This is a genomic window from Polaromonas hydrogenivorans, assembly GCF_040105105.1.
Classification (GTDB): domain Bacteria; phylum Pseudomonadota; class Gammaproteobacteria; order Burkholderiales; family Burkholderiaceae_C; genus Polaromonas; species Polaromonas hydrogenivorans.
This window is the reverse complement of the sequence record NZ_CP157678.1, coordinates 109,676-125,482: the sequence shown is the minus strand read 5'-3', so window position 1 is coordinate 125,482 and position 15,807 is coordinate 109,676. Positions and strand designations below refer to the sequence as shown.

Here is a 15,807-nt window from a genome sequence, read left to right as displayed (position 1 = left end):
CAGCGATGTCACAGCTTGGACATGGGGGTGTTCGGGTCTGCCAGGCGCTCGGCGTCCACGGGCTTGCGCTGCTCGATGAGCCGACGCGCGAAGCGCAGGTCGCGCGCGGCGTTCGGGCCGATCGCCGCCTGGACCACATCGTCGGCCAGGTAGAACAGCACGAAGCTGCCGGACGCCGGATCGCCGCGGCGCACGACCCGGTGCGTGGGCATGGGAACGCCGTAGATCTGCAGGTTCATCCCGTACTGGTCGGACCAGAACCAGGGCAGTGGCTGATAGTCCACCGCCAGGCCCAATGCCGATCGCGCGGCAGCCATGCCCTGCTCTTGTGCGTTCTGCCAGGATTCGAGCCGCATCCGGCGGCCGGCCCATGCGTTGGTGATCACGGCGACATCGCCCGCGGCCAGGATGTCCGGGTCGGAGGTATGGCAGCGCGCATCGACGAGCACGCCGCCATCGCAGGCCAGGCCCGCCTCGCGGGCCAGCTCATCGTTTGGCACCAAGCCGATGCCCAGCACGATGGCATCGCACGGCAGCGCGCTGCCGTCGGCGAGATGGACGACCGAACGGCCATCGGCGCCCTTTGCAAAACCGCTGACGCTCGCGCCAAGCATGATCCGCGTGCCCTGCGCGTGATGCAGCGCAAGCAGGTGTTCGGAGATTTCCGCCGGCACGGTTCGTTCGCACAAGCGGGCCTGGGCTTCGACGACGACCACTTCAGCGCCACGCAGGCGTGCCGTGGCAGCCACCTCCAGGCCGATCCAGCCTCCGCCAACGACCACCACGCTGCGCCCCGGCGAGAATGCTGGCGCCAGGGCCAATGCATCCTCGATGGTACGCAATGTGTACAGCCCGACCTCGTCGGCACCGGGAAGCGAAATCCGGCGCGCCCGCCCACCGGTGCACAGGATCAGTTTGTCGTACGCCACCGCCGTGCCATCGGTGAGCATGACCTTCTTGCCTGCGCGATCGATGCGGCTGACCTGTGCGCCGGGCATCCAGTCGAGTGCCAGCGCGGTGAATGCCTCGGGCTTCATCAATTGCGTGCTTTCAGGCAATGCCTGGCCGGACAGAACAGCCTTGGACAAAGGCGGGCGTTCGTGCGGTGGATGCGCCTCGTCGCCGATCAGGACCACGCGGCCGGTGAATCCTTCCTTGCGCAGTGTCTGTGCCGCCCAGCCACCGGCTTGACCCGCCCCCACAATCACGATGGTTGCGCTCGGGCATGCGACGGCTTCGACCGCAGGTCGCTCAGCATTCATACGGTTCTCCTGGTGAGGTGGACGGGTGTCAGTCGAGGGCGAGCCAGACGCGGCCGCCCTCGATCTTCACCGGGTAGCTGCGCAGCGCCTCGGTCGCCGGCGCATGGGTGGGCTGGCCCGAGCGCACGTCGAACCGGCCCTGGTGCAGCGGGCATTCGATCTCGTGGCCTTCAAGGAAACCATCGCACAGCTGGGCATGCCCGTGCGTGCAGATGTTGTCGGTGGCGAAGACCTCGCCCTCCACGCCGTACAGCGCGATGTCGCGGCCCGCGACGGCCAGGCCGATCACGTCGTCCTGCGGCACGTCCTCCTGCACGGCCACATCAATCCAGTTCGAGGTCATGGCGGCTCCTCAAATAGGGTAGATCAGCGAATTCGGAATCATCTCGCTGTCGTAGATGACCAGACGCGATGCGAATTTCAGGCCCTGCGGCGTGGACACCACTTCGTCCAGGGTGCGGCCGACATTGAAGACGGTCGACTCCTTGGACAGACGCGTGCGGAACACCGCATAGTTGGCCTCGCTATGGATGCGGCCATCGGCATCCACCTTGCGCACGACCGGCGGGCCGATCACATGGCGCTGGTAGTAGGGGTCATGGAACAGCGTCTCGCGGATGCCGTAGACCCGGTCCTTGAGCATGCCCTTGCTGTCGAAGGCCAGCGTGGCCAAAGGGAATCCGCGCTCGTGGTTCTCGCGCGGCTGCAGCTTGTACATGCAGTCCTCGATGAAGAATTCTGTCCAGGCGTCCCAGTCGGCCGCGTCCACCGCCGAGGCGTAGTTGCCGTACAGCTGCGTCAGTTCGAAGTAGTGCTGGAAATCCATGGTCATGCCTCCATCACTTTGCGCCAGTATTCGTACATGCCGCGAATCAGCGTCTCGGTCACCATGTGGTCCGTGTCGCCGACTTCGCGCCCCCCCAGTTCGGCCAGCGTGCGGTGCGCCGGCTTGGTCTCGAAACCCTCCTGCGACCATTCGATGACCTCGCCATCGTCGGCCGACACGAAGCCGGCCGGGCCGAACAGGTTGGCCTGGCGCAGGCGCCGCCGCGTCATTTCATCGCTGTCTTCCTCGAAACCGAAGTGCGTCCAGACGAAGTCGAAGGCGCCATGGCCATCGGGCTGGATATGGCGTGTGGACACGCTGTTGACCTGCTGCTGGAAGATGACGCTCGGGAAGATGGTCGTCATCACGGCGGTGGGCGCGCCCCACCAGGGTTCGTGCACGATGTCCAGGAAGCGCGGATCGTTCAGCTCCATGTTGGCCTTGAAGCTGGACACCTGCGTCACGTCGGCCGCCTTGCCGGCCGATCCGCGCGTGGACACCATGGCCGCATGGCGGTGGTGCGCATCCATCAGCAGCTGCGACTTGTTGTCGGCGCGCCAGAGCCCGAAGGTGACGAACCAGGTATGCAGCAGGCCCGGGTGGTACGGGTCCTTGATGTTTTCCTGCATCAGCTTCCAGTTGCCGGGAATGCGCTGGCGGTTGTAGCCCAGGATCTTGAGCTTGCGGCCATTGAACAGGCGGTCGAAGTAGCCGAGGATCACCGGACCGAGGAAGTCTTCGAGCGACTCCACGTCGTGGTCGAACGAGGCGAAGACCACGCCGCCACGCGTGGCGACCTTGAGCTTGGTGAGGTTGTTATCGGCCGGCTTGAAGTCCGCAGGCATGCCGCCGTTGACCTTGCCATCCTGCTTGACGCCCCGCCGGAACGGCACGCCCTGCAAGTCGCCCGACAGCGTGTAGTTCCACTGGTGGTACGGGCAGGTCAAGCTCTCGCGGTTGCCGTGCCGCTCGCGGCAGAAGGCCATGCCGCGGTGCGCGCAGACATTCTCGACGACATGGACGGCGCCGTCCTTGTCGCGCACCATCAGCACGGAGCGCTCACCCACGACCGTGCGCTTGAAGTCGCCCGGGTTCGGAATCTCGGCTTCGAGGCCGACATAGCACCAGTGATTGCAGTAAAAGAGCCGGTCCAGTTCCTTGCGGTACAGAGCCTCGTCGGTATAGGCCTGAAACGGGATGCGACTGGTGCCGTCTGTTTCCCAGCGGATCTGCTGCGGAAAGACGCTAACGGGGCATTCATGCATGGTTGTCTCCGTTGTTATGCAGGCTGCGAACGGCACTTTGTTGCACCAGTTCGTCATGGCCATCGAGATGCGCGCTATTTATTAGCGGCGAGCCGCACGGCATCAGGTGGCTGGAGTCGGATCATTCGCTCCTAACCCTTATCAGTCAATGCAGCGGTAATGATGTTTAACTGATGTTACGCAGCGCCTCCTGACAGGCTGGCAGTTGGAAAATGGAAAAACCGCAGCACAAGGTGATGAGGAACACAATGCGCGCGTTGACGCATCACTAATGCCAAGCCTGATTCTCAGGCACTCCATGGCCCCGGCCGTGTTCACCGGATACTGCGCGGCAGACCTCATCGCCTGCGGCGATTAATTACCGGCCCCCGCGTCTGTGCGGTGGACTTCGCCACGCCTGACACTGGATCCCGGCTGGGCGATTAATAGACCTGCGGATCTGCTGACAGTCTTCCCATGCCCTCCATTTACCGCGTTGCGTTCAACCGTATAGTCAAAGCGTCAAGCTGAGCCTTGAATAAAGAATGGAGCCCTCGGCACGCGTCTTCTCAATCAGGGTTTGCTGCAAATAATGCAGCAAGAAATGACCGGTTGTAGTCTCGCCGTCCACATGCCTTGCGCTCACCAGACAACGACACGGCATCGACAGGATGACGATGAAATGGAGAAGTCACGGTCCATGGTCAATCGCTGCGCGATTCAACCACGGTGGAAACCAGTTTGGCAACGGTGGGGGCGCCCTTGTAGTCGAGCTGCATTACTATCGATTTAGGAATGCACGGCACAATATTTTTTTAGATGGGGCAGCTCTGCCGGTTTGACCTGGATATGAATGTCCGGCTGATACCAATCCCGTGTCATGAGATAACCGAAGCTGAAGGCAGCACTGCCCAGCTGCGGGAGCACAAAGAGCGGATGGCACCAGGGATTTGCGTGAAGGCATTCCAAGCGTCGCAGCAGGCATCCACAATCTGCTCATACCCGTCATAGCAGCGGTTGGCCAGGTGCCGGTCGCGCAGTTGCTGCCACACCTGCTCGGCCGGGTTGAGTTCGGGTGAACCCGCGGGCAGCGGCAGCAATGAGAGGTTGGAGAACTGGGGCAGTTTGGCGGTGGTATGCCACCCTGCACGATCGAGGGTTCTGTCGCATTGGCGGTCGTACCGCCTGCTCGTTTATGCTGAGTTCTTTTTTGCGACGGGTATGAAACGCGATGCTGGCAACCAAAGGGATGCGATTTTCAATTGACGTGATTCTGGTATGCATCCGTTGGTACGCGGCTTATCCGTTGAGTTACCGCCATCTCGAGGAAATGATGGAGGAACGCGGCGTGTTTGTCGACCATTCCTCGATCAATCGCTGGGCAATCCGGTTTCTGCCCTTGCTTGAGAAAGTGTTCCGCAAGCACAAGCGCGCGGTGGGCGGCAGCTGGCGGATGGACGAAACCTATATCAAGGTCAAGGGCGCCTGGAAATATCTCTACCGCGCGGTGGACAAGGAAGGCAAGACAGTCGACTTCCTGCTGACGGCCAGGCGCGACAAGGCCGCAGCCCTGCGGTTCTTTGAAAAAGCCATGAAGGCCAACGGTGTTCCCGAGAAGGTCACGATGGACAAGAGCGGCGCCAACAAGGCGGCCATGGATGAGATCAATGCCCGAGGTGAAACACCGGTCATCGTGCGACAAGTGAAGTACCTCAACAACATCGTGGAGCAGGACCATCGCGCTGTCAAACGGGTCACCAAACCGATGCTCAACTTCAAGTCATTTCGATCGGCCAAAAATGTCCTGGCCGGCATCGAACTCATGCACATGATCCGCAAAGGTCAGTTCCTGCTGGAAGGCTGTATCGAGCTGTCTTTTGCCGACCAGTTTTATGCATTGGCAGGACAAATCCGTCCCGTTTGAGGAGCTGGCATCCGTTCCTACCCCAAACACGTTTATCAACTGGCAACGCGACAGAACCGTTTTAGCCAGCAGTTCGTAACTTTGCACAAGCGCGGCTTCCCACTGGGCGTCCCCGTGGCGGATGGACTGGCGCAAGGCCTTGGTCTCCAGCATCACGCGGGTAGCCTTGCGTCATCAGCCAGCGAAACAGCGCACCCAGAACCGACAGTGCGTACGCGACGGAGCGCGCAGACAATGGGCCGGCAAAGGTCTTCCAGCCGGGCGATGCCCTGCTTTGCGATGGTCCGATCCAGCGTCCGGCCGGAAGTGGCCGGCGAAGAAACGCCTGATAAGCGATGGCATCTTCCACTGTCAAGGTCATTTACCCCGTGAAGAACGTTTCGAATCGCACCCGAGAGCGCTCGATGTGGTTTCGCATGGCCTGGCTCGCTTCGTTGGCGTTGCGTCGCCGCAGCGCGGCAATGATCTGCGCGTGCTCCTCATTGGCTTCTTTCGTTGCTCGAGAATGATGGAAAAGCCGGAAGAGGTGCACATGCGTATGTAGATTCGCTAGTGCCTCCCGCGCCAATTCATTTCCGCTACCTGCCGCAATCAGGTCATGGAAGTCGCCGTCGCGCTGCGCGAACTGCCCATAAGCAATCTGGAGATCAGCTTTTCCGAGCGCGTTCATTTGCCGGGCAATGCCTTCCAGTGCATCAAGAGCGGGTTCAGACATGTTCACCGCAGCTTTGGCGGCCATTGCCGGCTCCAGAAGAAGCCTCAATTCATACAGTTGTTCCAGGCGATTCTTGTTCAACTGGTCGGCAGCGCTGTAGCCGATCAGATGTGTCTTGACAACAAGACCTTGAGCCTCAAGGCGTGAAAGGGCCTCGCGAATAGGGGTTTGGGAGACACCGAGCTCACGCACAAGACTGTCTACCGCGATCCGGCCACCTGGGGGGATCTTGTGGGACATGAGTTGCGCATAAAGCGCGTTGTAGACCTCTTCACCCAAACGCACAGGGCGTCGCAGCAATGAGGGCAGCCCACTTGGATCAAGCGGCTCGTTATTGACGGTAGAAATTTCATTTTTCATCATGATTCTTGAAAGGATAGGGTAAACACTTATAAATAATCCTATCCGATCGGATATATTTAACAAAGAAATTGCCTTGACCGTTAGGATACATCCGATCGGATTTTATACATTATGCCAATTATCAGTTCTTCATACATTCGAGAGGTCGCTATTCGAGCTCTTGCCCGAGCAGGAATTCCGGCACACCATGCGGAGATCCAGCTTGACGTGCTGCTCGAAGCGGAGTTGCGGGGTGTGCCCTCGCACGGTTTGTTGCGGCTCGATCGCGTCGTGCAACGCATTGCCAACGGGGTCGCCGACCCCCACGCCACGGGGAGGCACTATTGGCGCTCTAGCGGGTTCCTGTCCGTCGACGGTGAAAGAGGCCTCGGACCGGTCGTTGCTATCGCGGCGCTTGATGCCCTACAGAAACGTGCCAGTGAGGTCGGGGTGGCCATCGCCGGGATCACCAATTCCAACCATCTCGGAATGCTGGGCTGGTACGCGGAGCGGGTCGCAGCCCGTGGTCAGTCCATCATCGCAATGTCGACCAGTGAAGCCCTCGTCCATCCGTGGGGCGCGCGCAAGGCCCTTATCGGCACCAATCCGATTTCCATCGGAGTGCCTACCGAAGGCGAGCCCTTCGTCATGGACACGGCCACCAGCGTCGTGTCCATGGGTGAGATCCACGACCATGCACATCGCCGGGCGAGCATTCCGAGTCACTGGGCACTCGACGCCGCGGGAAATCCAACGACCGATCCGAATGAGGCCAAAAAGGGCGCCCTCGCGCCTTTTGGCGGCGCCAAGGGTTATGCACTGGGTCTGGCTATCGAACTGCTGGTATCAAGTCTGGCAGGCGCAGCCATCGGCACCGATGTGCGCGGGACGCTAGATGCCACCGAGGTCTGCAATAAAGGTGACGTGTTCATCGTCATAGACGGTCCGCACACCCGCCTGTCAGCCTATCTCGACATGATCCGCAGCAGCGAGCCGGCTCATGGCTTCGATGGTGCCTTGGTGCCAGGCGACAGAGCGCGTGAATGCCGCAAGCAGCGCCTTGAGCATGGTCTGCCTGTCGCCGAGGAGGTCTGGGAGCGGCTGCTGACTCTTGCCGGTATCGATAGCGCAGTGCAACAACACCACCACTAGAGAGACAGAAAATGACACTTTTCGGAACCCTTCGCCTCCCGCGCAATCTTGTCATTGGCGCTGGACAGCGCAATGCATTGCCGGCTTATGCCCGCTCGCTCGGTCAGCGCGCACTGGTCGTGACGGACGAACGCTTGGGAGCGGATGCCACCTTTGCCGCCATGGTCGATGGCCTCAGGAGTGCGGGTGTCGCCACCCAGGTTTTTTCCAGAACCATCGCCGAGTTACCTGCGTCCTGCATTGCCGATGGACTGGCCGTGGGTCGGTCCTTTGGTCCGGATCTGATCATCGGCGTCGGAGGGGGCAGTTGTATGGACGCGGCCAAAGTCATCGCGCTGTTGCTGACGCATGGTGGCCAACCGAGCGATTACTATGGTGAATTCAAGGTTCCAGGCCCCGTGATGCCGCTGATTGCTGTGCCCACGACATCGGGCACGGGTTCGGAGGTCACGCCGGTCGTGGTGATCGAGGATCCGGCGCGCGCGGTCAAGGTCGGCATCGCAAGTCCGCATCTCATTCCGCACACTGCGATCTGCGACCCCGAACTCACCTACACGTGCCCGCCAGGCCTGACGGCGATCTCTGGTGCCGACGCATTGACCCACGCCATCGAGGCCTTCACGACTGCGCGGCGAGTGCACTCCCCCAATACCGTCCATGAGCATGTATTCGTAGGTAAAAACGCGTTGAGCGACCACTACGCGCTGTTGGCAATCACCAACATCACCGCCAGCTTGAAGGCGGCTTACGACAACGGCGCAGACATCGTTGCGCGCGAGCGCTTGATGCTGGGGGCGACTGCTGCGGGCCTTGCTTTCGGCACGGCTGGCACCGCCGCAGCCCATGCTGTGCAATACCCTGTCGGGGCATTGACGCACACGCCCCATGGCGCGGGCGTCGCAGTCATGCTTCCGTATGTCATGGAATTCAATCGATCGCATGCGAGCGCGTCGCTTGCCGAGATCGCCGACGCCATGGGCCTCGAGACCAAGGGCCTTTCAGAGGATGAAAAAGCGGGCGCTGCGATCGATGCCGTGGCTGATCTGTTCGCTTCGGTCGGCATTCCCAAGACGATTGCAGATCTGGGTGTGATGCCGGAGCAACTGCCCTTCGTGGTCGAACAAGCGATGGGCGCCGCACGCTTGATCAAGAACAATCCGCGTCCCCTCGATGCGGAGTCGATGGCTGCACTGGTGCACGCCGCATTCCACGGTGACCGCGCGCGGCTGCGCGGCTGACCTTGACCTCCAAACCAACTTTTGATGAGCATCCATTCCATGACCAAGGCTAACCTTTCCTTCGACATCACGACCATCCCGACCGCCCTTTTCATCGGCGGCAAGTGGCTACCGGGCTCCACCGGAAATCAGATCGACGTCATCGATCCATCGACGGGCGACGTGATCGCGGCAATTGCCGACGCCTCCATCGAGGACGGCCTCGATGCCGTACGGATCGCACACGAGGCGGGTCCGGCTTGGGCCGCAACACCCCCTCGCAGGCGTTCGGAAATCCTGCGCCGCTGCTTCGACCTGATGAATGAGCGCAAGGAAATGCTCGCAGAGCTCATCTCTCTCGAAAACGGCAAGGCTTTGGCCGATGCGAGAGGCGAGGTGGCGTACGCCGCCGAATTCTTCCGCTGGTTCTCCGAGGAGGCCGTGCGTCTGAACGGTGACATCTCGATTGCGCCGGGCGGCGCCAACCGAATTCTCGTCGAGCACCAACCAATTGGAGTGGCCGTGCTGGTCACCCCGTGGAACTTCCCCGCGGCGATGGCAACGCGCAAGATCGCACCAGCTCTGGCGGCCGGCTGCACCGTCGTGCTCAAGCCGGCGACTGAAACACCTCTTACAGCGTACGCACTCGCCGCGCTCTACAAGGACGCTGGCGTGCCCGATGGCGTCGTCAATGTGATCACGACTTCGCGCGCCGGGGCAACCATTAGCGCCATGCTGCACGATGACCGTGTGCGCAAGCTCTCGTTCACGGGTTCCACCGAAGTGGGGCGCAAGCTGCTCCGTGAAGCGGCCGACACGGTTATTTCCTGCTCGATGGAACTCGGTGGAAATGCACCGTTCATCGTCTTCGACGACGCGGACATCGATGCGGCTGTGGAAGGCGCAATGATTGCCAAAATGCGCAATGGCGGAGAAGCCTGCACCGCGGCCAATCGCTTCTACGTGCAGGAGGGTGTCATCGATGCGTTCTCGACACGCCTTACCCAGCGAATGGCCAGCTTGAAGGTCGGCACTGGATATTTGGAGACGATGCAATGCGGTCCGTTGATCAACGCAGAGGCCGTGCATCGCATCCATGGCCTTGTCCAGGATGCCGTCCAGCGCGGCGCCCAGATTCTGACGGGCGGAGAGCCTCTCGACCGTCCCGGCTTTTACTATCCGCCAACCGTGCTCAGCAAGGTTCCAGAAGATGCGTTGATCACTCGCAAGGAAATATTCGGTCCTGTTGCACCGATCACTTCCTTCAAGACGGAAGATGAAGTGATCAGACTGGCCAATGACTCCGAGTACGGATTGATCTCGTACGTTTACACGCAAGATCTCTCCAAGGGCTTGCGTGTTTCCGGAAAACTGGAAAGCGGGATGGTCGGCCTCAATCGGGGCCTGGTCTCGGATCCCGCCGCACCCTTTGGCGGTACCAAGCAAAGTGGTCTGGGCCGTGAGGGAGCACATCACGGAATACTGGAGTTCTGCGAGACGAAATACGTGGCAGTCAGCTGGTAACGCCTAGGCCGATAGATCCTGTGAACGACATAAGAGGAGACAAAACATGAAAATTACTAAAGTGGACGCCTTCCAGATGAATTGGGACGCCTCTGGCAAAGGCAGCCGCAGCGCATTCGTTCGAATTCAGACGGAGGATGGCAGCTTCGGCCTGGGGGAAGCGTCCCCCATGCAGGGTGGCTTGGCGTCGTTGGGAATCATCGCCAACGACATGGCATCTTTCCTTATCGGTAAGGACATCCTCGATCACGCAGTGCTCCTGGACACACTGCTGCACAAGTGCATCAAGCTCGGGCCAGATGGTGCGGCCACCGGCGCGCTTGCGGCCCTGGACATCGCATTGTGGGATCTCAAGGGCAAGCTGCTGGGCCAGCCGGTCTACAAACTCCTGGGGGGCGCTTGGCGCACTAGCCTCGCATGCTATTCATCGATTGGTGGCAATGCGCACCGCTCGGTCGCAGAAGTGGTGGACATAGTCCTGCGCCGTGTTGAAAAAGAGCAGCCCGCTGCGGTCAAGATTCGATGGGATGGAGACCGCACCCGGCAAGATGTGGACATCGCCGGTGACATCGCCAAGGCCAAGGCTGTTCGGAAAGCCTTGGGTGACGACTTCGTCCTCGGGTTTGACGCCAACAACGGGTACTCGATCGGCGGGGCCATGCGGGTGGGCCGCGCGCTCGAGGAACTTAACTATGCCTGGTTCGAAGAACCCGTCCAGCACTACCACGTCGCGGCGATGGGTGAGGTCGCCCAGCGCCTCGACATCACTGTCTCAGCGGGTGAGCAGACTTACACGTTACAAGGGCTGAAGGACTTGATCAACGCGGGCGTCCGCATGGTGCAGCCGGACATTGTCAAGATGGGGGGCATCACGGGAATGATGCGCTGCGCCGCGCTGGCACAAGCCCACGGCGTAGAGCTTGTACCGCACCAGACCCAGCCTTCGATCGGGCACCTGGCCAACATTCACGTGATGGCGACCGTCATGCATCTCGCAAAGCCGGTAGAGCTGGCCGACGATTGGGAGCGCGCTGATTCGGTTTTCAAGAACCCTTCCCGCCCGGTCAACGGATGCTTCGAACTCCCCACGCGGCCAGGGCTTGGCATGGAGTTTGACGAGGCAGAAATGAAGAGACGCAGTATTCCGATCACCCAGTAGAAATAATAAAGACCAAACGGAGACAACGATGACAACGGTATCCAGAAGAAGCTTTGTACAGACCACCCTCGCAGCCGCCAGCCTGGGGGCGCCGGCGCTGTTTGCACAGCCGGCCAACACCAACACCATTTCCATTGCACTGGCGTCGCGCGCTCCGTTGACGCTCAATCCTCAACAGGCCAACCGGTCTGGTGCTGACGCCTGGGGGATCTGCCAGGTCTTCGATGTCCTGGCCGCATCTCCCAATGGAACGTTCGCCATCCGCCCAGAGGATTTCCGGCCCCAGCTCGCCGAGAGCTGGACCAGCTCGCCGGACGCCACGACCTGGACCTACAAGCTGCGCCGCGGCGTGCAGTTCCACAAAGGATTTGGCGAGATGACCTCGGACGACGTCGTCTTCACATTCGTGCGTAACCTCGATCCGAAAATCGTCACGTACCAGAAGGAAGTCTTCTCCAACATTGCGTCCGTCACGGCCGTGGACCGCTACACGGTGGGCATCACGCTGAAACGCCCCGATCCACTGTTCAACGGCGGCGCCGTATCTGTTGCGCACATCATCTGCCGCAAGGCCTTCGAGCAGCTGGGCGCCGGTTTCGACACCAACCCGGTCGGCACCGGGCCTTATCAGGTGGACTCATTCAGCAAGACCGAGGGTTTGCTCCTGAGCGCTTTCCCCGGCTACTTCGGCGGGCCAGCCGTCACGAAGAACCTCCACATCCGCTTCATCGCCGACACCACCGCACGCACTCTGGCCTTTGCGTCCGGGCAGGTTGACATGATCGAAGGGGTGCGCGCTCCCAGCTGGATCCCCTCGATGCAGCAGCGCTCCCCAAAGACCATTTTCGACGCTACGGCGCCAGGCAGCTTCAACCTGCTGCACCTCAACCTCAACCGTGCACCGCTCAACGACATCCGGGTGCGGCAGGCCATCCGCCTTTCCATCAATAGCGATCAGATCGCCGCGGCCTACCAGGGATTGGCCACGCCCATGGTGGGCCTCATCGCTTCCCAATTCGCCGGCGCCGTCAAGAAGAAGGAGCTGCCGCCCGAACTTCAGTACAACTACGATCCCAAAAAGGCGAAGGCGCTCCTGGCCGAGGCCGGCCATCCGAATGGCGTGACGATTCCCTGCTTCACCAGCCAGCGCGAGGACTACGCGACGGTCATGCTGATGCTGCAGGAGCAGTTCCGCGCTGGCGGCATCAATCTCGATCTCAAGATCATCGACCATGCGACCATGCATGCGGAGAACCGCAAGGATCGGAACTCCGTCATCCTGTTTTCGATCAGTTACCCCCCCGTTCCAACGCAACCCTTTGAGCTTCTTCTGGCGCGCGGTGCGGAGGTCAAGCCAGACGGTTCCGGTGCGGACAACTTCAGCCACTACGGCGTCGCGATACCGGGCCTGGACACCTTGATGGAGAAGGCACAGAACGAGCCGGATTTCAACAAGCGCGTGGCGCTCGTGCAGTTCCTCGAAAAACAGGTTCTGCGCGATCTTCCTCTCATCGGGATTTGTACGCTCTCCTATGTCATTGCACGCAACCCACGCATCGACATCGGCTTTCCGGTGAAGTCCGGCCGCGCTTACTGGCGCCTGGACAAAGCCAAGCGCGTGTAGGAGGACACGATCATGCTACGAACTGTTGGAGCTAAATTGCTTGATGTGGTGCCAACAATCCTGCTTGTGCTGACGCTGGTGTTCATCGCCTTGCGCCTGCTTCCAGGCGATCCCGCGGCTGTCGCTCTGGGTGACTACGCGACGCCGGAACAACTGGCCTTGTTCCGGGAGCAGATGGGTCTGAACCTGCCGCTGTGGCAACAGTATTTTTCCTTCGTGTGGAACATGCTGACGCTGGACTTCGGTCAATCTTTGGTTGATCGGACCTCGGTGGTGCAGGTGATCGCGGAAAATCTCCCCTACACCATCGAATTGACCCTGGTGGCAACGACGATGGGGCTGCTTTTCGGCGTCCCACTGGGTGTGCTCGCTGCGGTCAACCGCGGCAAGCTGCCAGATGCCGGCGTGCGCGCATTCTCTCTGATCGGATACGCCATTCCCGACTTTTATCTCGGTGCACTCATCCTGATCGTATTTGCGCTTAACCTTGGCTGGTTCCCGATCAACGGGGGTGGCACTGGATTTCTCGACCGCATGTACCACGTGTTCCTGCCAGCGCTGACGCTGGCCATGGTCAAGACGGCCTTTCTCGCCCGATTGACCCGAACCTCGTTGCTGGAGGTACTCGGAAAGGACTACGTTCGTACGGCGAGGGCCAAAGGCGCACACGAGAGGCGCGTCATCTACCGGCACGCCCTGCGTAATGCACTTCTGCCGATCACCTCGGGGCTCGGGCTGAGTGTACTGGCGACCTTGTCAGGTTCCGTCGCCATCGAACTGATCTTCAATCGACCAGGCATTGGGGAAGTGCTCATCAGCGCCATTGCCAAACGCGACTATCCGGTCGTTCAGGGAGGCGTCGTGGTATTCGCCTTCTTTGTCGTTCTTATCAATCTGCTCGTCGACCTTGCCTACGCGATCGTCGATCCTAGAATCCGGGTGAAGTCATGAATGTTGCCGTTATCGCCGATCTGGCGCCCGTGCTGCCGGCAGAAGCGCCCCGCCTGACTTTCCTGCGGCGCATCCTCTTTGGCCGTCCCTCGACAATCGCTGCGACGATCATCATTGCTGCGTTCATGGCGGTCGCTGTCTTCGCCCCACTGCTCGCGCCCTACGATCCGTTAGCCCAGAGCTTTCTCTCGATCAACGCATTGCCTTCAAGCGAGCACTGGCTTGGCACGGACCAACTCGGGCGTGACGTGTTGTCACGGCTGATCTATGGATCGCGCAACTCGCTCATCTTCGGCTTGATCGCACCCACGCTCGCGGCGTTCTTTGGCACTCTGCTGGGAGTTTCGGCCGGGTATTTCGGTGGCATCATCGATCGGCTGGTCACCCGCATCATCGACCTTCTTCTGGCCTTCCCCGAACTGCTGCTGGCGATCGTGATCGCAGCTGTGCTGGGCGGCAGCTTCTGGAGCGTCGTTTCGGTGTTGACGATTGCATTCGTTCCAGGCTTTGCGCGCGTGGCCCGCGCCTCCACACTCGCTGTCAAGCAGGAGCCTTACGTGGAGGCGGCGATCGCGGCCGGCGTCACCACGCCGACGATCATCATCCGCCACGTGATTCCGAACATCGCAGCGCCCATCGTGGTGTTGATGACACTCTGGGTTGCCTCGGCCATCCGGCTCGAGGCTTCTTTGAGTTTCCTTGGAATTGGCACTCAGCCACCGAACCCCAGTTGGGGAAACATCATCCGTGATGGCCTGAGCAATATTTTTGGCTCACCCTGGCCAATCATCGGGGCAGGCCTTGCCATCAGCGTCGTCGTGCTCGCCTTCAATCTGATCGGAGACACGACCCGTGACGTCCTCGATCCGGAGACCGCGCAATGACAATACCACTGCTGAAAGTTGATGATCTGGCGGTCGAGTTCGGCTCCAATAACAAGGCCGTGCGTGCGGTCGATGGAGTGAGCTTCGAAATCGAAGCAGGCGGTGCGGTCGGCATTGTCGGGGAGTCGGGATCGGGTAAATCTGTCACGGCGCTGTCGATCCTGCGCCTGATTCCTGATCCGCCCGGACGCGTCGTACGGGGTCGGGTCGAGTTCAATGGTGTGAACCTGTTGGATCTCCCGATGGCGAAGATGCCCGACATCCGAGGTCGAGACATTGCCATGATCTTTCAGGAGCCGATGAGTTCGCTCAATCCGCTCATGACCATCGGCGATCAGATCGGCGAAGCCCTCATGCTGCACGCCGCGCTCAATGGCGACGCACGGCGACGCCGTGTCATTGAGGTGCTGAATCTCGTGGGCATCCCCGATGCCGCGGGCCGCGTCGGCGCGTACCCCCACCAGTTCTCAGGAGGCATGCGGCAACGCGTGATGATCGCCATGGCCCTTGCGTGCAATCCAAAACTGCTGATTGCAGATGAACCGACAACCGCATTGGACGTCACGATCCAGGCACAGGTGCTGGAGCTCATGAAGAAGGTCCGTTTGACCACGAAGACGGCAATTCTCCTGATCTCCCACGACATGGGCGTCATCGCCGACGTCTGCGAGAGGGTCATCGTGATGTACGCCGGACACATCGTCGAAGACGGCGATGTACGTTCCGTCTTCCGCAATCCGAGCCACCCCTATACAAGAGGACTGCTGGACTCGATCCCCCATCTCAGGGACGAGCGCCAACGCCTGTTCCAGATCCCGGGTTCGGTGCCCCTGCCCGGCTCCGTCAAGCAGGGTTGCCCCTTCTATTCCCGCTGTTCATTGCGTATTGATAAGTGCGCCAAGGAGATGCCAGACATGTTTCGATTCGGAGAACAACATAGGGCGGCTTGCTGGGTCACTGCGGAGGATGCAAAATGACAGCGC

General features: G+C 60.6%; 14 protein-coding genes and 2 pseudogenes. 9 read left to right on the top strand and 7 right to left on the bottom strand.

Annotated features, from left to right (window positions below; all coding sequences use genetic code 11):
- Positions 1-8: 8 nt before the first annotated feature.
- The 5 genes and pseudogenes from ABLV49_RS24470 to ABLV49_RS24450 form a co-directional block, all read right to left on the bottom strand.
- Positions 9-1,262 (bottom strand): NAD(P)/FAD-dependent oxidoreductase, encoded by a 1,254-nt coding sequence (locus tag ABLV49_RS24470; protein WP_349282819.1) that lies wholly within the window; start codon positions 1,260-1,262, stop codon positions 9-11.
- Positions 1,263-1,290: 28 nt separating this feature from the next.
- Positions 1,291-1,605 (bottom strand): non-heme iron oxygenase ferredoxin subunit, encoded by a 315-nt coding sequence (locus ABLV49_RS24465; RefSeq protein ID WP_349282817.1) that lies wholly within the window; start codon positions 1,603-1,605, stop codon positions 1,291-1,293.
- A gap of 9 nt (positions 1,606-1,614) precedes the next feature.
- The gene (locus ABLV49_RS24460) at positions 1,615-2,088 is read right to left on the bottom strand and encodes an aromatic-ring-hydroxylating dioxygenase subunit beta (RefSeq protein WP_349282815.1); all 474 of its coding nucleotides are present in this window, start codon (positions 2,086-2,088) and stop codon (positions 1,615-1,617) included.
- 2 nt (positions 2,089-2,090) lie between these two features.
- Positions 2,091-3,353 carry an aromatic ring-hydroxylating dioxygenase subunit alpha gene (locus ABLV49_RS24455; protein WP_349282813.1) on the bottom strand — a complete coding sequence of 421 codons (1,263 nt, stop codon included), beginning with the start codon at positions 3,351-3,353 and terminating at the stop codon, positions 2,091-2,093.
- Positions 3,354-4,210: 857 nt separating this feature from the next.
- Positions 4,211-4,489 (bottom strand): annotated as a pseudogene (locus ABLV49_RS24450) (transposase); the annotation flags it as partial.
- 74 nt (positions 4,490-4,563) lie between these two features.
- On the opposite strand from ABLV49_RS24450, the gene ABLV49_RS24445 reads away from it, so the two are divergent.
- Positions 4,564-5,256: an IS6 family transposase gene (locus ABLV49_RS24445; protein WP_349282308.1), complete on the top strand. Its 693-nt coding sequence runs from the start codon at positions 4,564-4,566 to the stop codon at positions 5,254-5,256.
- A gap of 160 nt (positions 5,257-5,416) precedes the next feature.
- Here ABLV49_RS24445 and ABLV49_RS24440 read toward each other — a convergent pair.
- Together ABLV49_RS24440 and ABLV49_RS24435 are read right to left on the bottom strand one after the other, a co-directional pair.
- A pseudogene (locus tag ABLV49_RS24440) lies at positions 5,417-5,614 on the bottom strand (integrase); the annotation flags it as partial.
- Positions 5,615-5,617: 3 nt separating this feature from the next.
- Positions 5,618-6,331 (bottom strand): GntR family transcriptional regulator, encoded by a 714-nt coding sequence (locus ABLV49_RS24435; RefSeq protein ID WP_349282812.1) that lies wholly within the window; start codon positions 6,329-6,331, stop codon positions 5,618-5,620.
- A gap of 114 nt (positions 6,332-6,445) precedes the next feature.
- On the opposite strand from ABLV49_RS24435, the gene ABLV49_RS24430 reads away from it, so the two are divergent.
- From ABLV49_RS24430 to ABLV49_RS24395, 8 genes are read left to right on the top strand one after another with little or no spacing between them, the layout of a single operon-like run.
- Complete coding sequence (locus ABLV49_RS24430; RefSeq protein ID WP_349282810.1) at positions 6,446-7,465, top strand: Ldh family oxidoreductase; 1,020 nt, start codon at positions 6,446-6,448, stop codon at positions 7,463-7,465.
- Between the two features lie 11 nt (positions 7,466-7,476).
- Positions 7,477-8,703 carry an iron-containing alcohol dehydrogenase gene (locus tag ABLV49_RS24425; RefSeq protein ID WP_349282808.1) on the top strand — a complete coding sequence of 409 codons (1,227 nt, stop codon included), beginning with the start codon at positions 7,477-7,479 and terminating at the stop codon, positions 8,701-8,703.
- Between the two features lie 24 nt (positions 8,704-8,727).
- On the top strand, positions 8,728-10,206 hold the full coding sequence (locus tag ABLV49_RS24420) for an NAD-dependent succinate-semialdehyde dehydrogenase (protein WP_415838313.1): 1,479 nt from the start codon (positions 8,728-8,730) through the stop codon (positions 10,204-10,206).
- Between the two features lie 46 nt (positions 10,207-10,252).
- The gene (locus ABLV49_RS24415) at positions 10,253-11,365 is read left to right on the top strand and encodes a mandelate racemase/muconate lactonizing enzyme family protein (protein ID WP_349282806.1); all 1,113 of its coding nucleotides are present in this window, start codon (positions 10,253-10,255) and stop codon (positions 11,363-11,365) included.
- A 28-nt stretch (positions 11,366-11,393) separates the two neighbouring features.
- Positions 11,394-12,989: an ABC transporter substrate-binding protein gene (locus tag ABLV49_RS24410; RefSeq protein WP_349282804.1), complete on the top strand. Its 1,596-nt coding sequence runs from the start codon at positions 11,394-11,396 to the stop codon at positions 12,987-12,989.
- A gap of 12 nt (positions 12,990-13,001) precedes the next feature.
- On the top strand, positions 13,002-13,940 hold the full coding sequence (locus ABLV49_RS24405) for an ABC transporter permease (protein ID WP_349282802.1): 939 nt from the start codon (positions 13,002-13,004) through the stop codon (positions 13,938-13,940).
- Positions 13,937-14,824 carry an ABC transporter permease gene (locus ABLV49_RS24400; protein WP_349282801.1) on the top strand — a complete coding sequence of 296 codons (888 nt, stop codon included), beginning with the start codon at positions 13,937-13,939 and terminating at the stop codon, positions 14,822-14,824. The genes ABLV49_RS24405 and ABLV49_RS24400 overlap by 4 nt, the downstream gene beginning before the upstream one ends.
- A complete protein-coding gene (locus ABLV49_RS24395) occupies positions 14,821-15,801 on the top strand; it encodes an ABC transporter ATP-binding protein (RefSeq protein WP_349282799.1) in 981 nt (326 codons plus the stop codon). The genes ABLV49_RS24400 and ABLV49_RS24395 overlap by 4 nt, the downstream gene beginning before the upstream one ends.
- Positions 15,802-15,807 lie beyond the last annotated feature (6 nt).

What these genes read in the sequence shown, in the direction of transcription:
- ABLV49_RS24400 (WP_349282801.1), top strand. Translation starts at nt 13,937, where the DNA reads ATGAATGTTGCCGTTATCGCCGATCTGGCGCCCGTGCTGCCGGCAGAA.
- ABLV49_RS24460 (WP_349282815.1), bottom strand. Translation starts at nt 2,088, where the DNA reads ATGGATTTCCAGCACTACTTCGAACTGACGCAGCTGTACGGCAACTAC.
- ABLV49_RS24395 (WP_349282799.1), top strand. Translation starts at nt 14,821, where the DNA reads ATGACAATACCACTGCTGAAAGTTGATGATCTGGCGGTCGAGTTCGGC.
- ABLV49_RS24455 (WP_349282813.1), bottom strand. Translation starts at nt 3,353, where the DNA reads ATGCATGAATGCCCCGTTAGCGTCTTTCCGCAGCAGATCCGCTGGGAA.
- ABLV49_RS24430 (WP_349282810.1), top strand. Translation starts at nt 6,446, where the DNA reads ATGCCAATTATCAGTTCTTCATACATTCGAGAGGTCGCTATTCGAGCT.
- ABLV49_RS24420 (WP_415838313.1), top strand. Translation starts at nt 8,728, where the DNA reads ATGAGCATCCATTCCATGACCAAGGCTAACCTTTCCTTCGACATCACG.
- ABLV49_RS24470 (WP_349282819.1), bottom strand. Translation starts at nt 1,262, where the DNA reads ATGAATGCTGAGCGACCTGCGGTCGAAGCCGTCGCATGCCCGAGCGCA.
- ABLV49_RS24445 (WP_349282308.1), top strand. Translation starts at nt 4,564, where the DNA reads ATGCTGGCAACCAAAGGGATGCGATTTTCAATTGACGTGATTCTGGTA.
- ABLV49_RS24410 (WP_349282804.1), top strand. Translation starts at nt 11,394, where the DNA reads ATGACAACGGTATCCAGAAGAAGCTTTGTACAGACCACCCTCGCAGCC.
- ABLV49_RS24425 (WP_349282808.1), top strand. Translation starts at nt 7,477, where the DNA reads ATGACACTTTTCGGAACCCTTCGCCTCCCGCGCAATCTTGTCATTGGC.
- ABLV49_RS24415 (WP_349282806.1), top strand. Translation starts at nt 10,253, where the DNA reads ATGAAAATTACTAAAGTGGACGCCTTCCAGATGAATTGGGACGCCTCT.
- ABLV49_RS24465 (WP_349282817.1), bottom strand. Translation starts at nt 1,605, where the DNA reads ATGACCTCGAACTGGATTGATGTGGCCGTGCAGGAGGACGTGCCGCAG.
- ABLV49_RS24405 (WP_349282802.1), top strand. Translation starts at nt 13,002, where the DNA reads ATGCTACGAACTGTTGGAGCTAAATTGCTTGATGTGGTGCCAACAATC.
- ABLV49_RS24435 (WP_349282812.1), bottom strand. Translation starts at nt 6,331, where the DNA reads ATGAAAAATGAAATTTCTACCGTCAATAACGAGCCGCTTGATCCAAGT.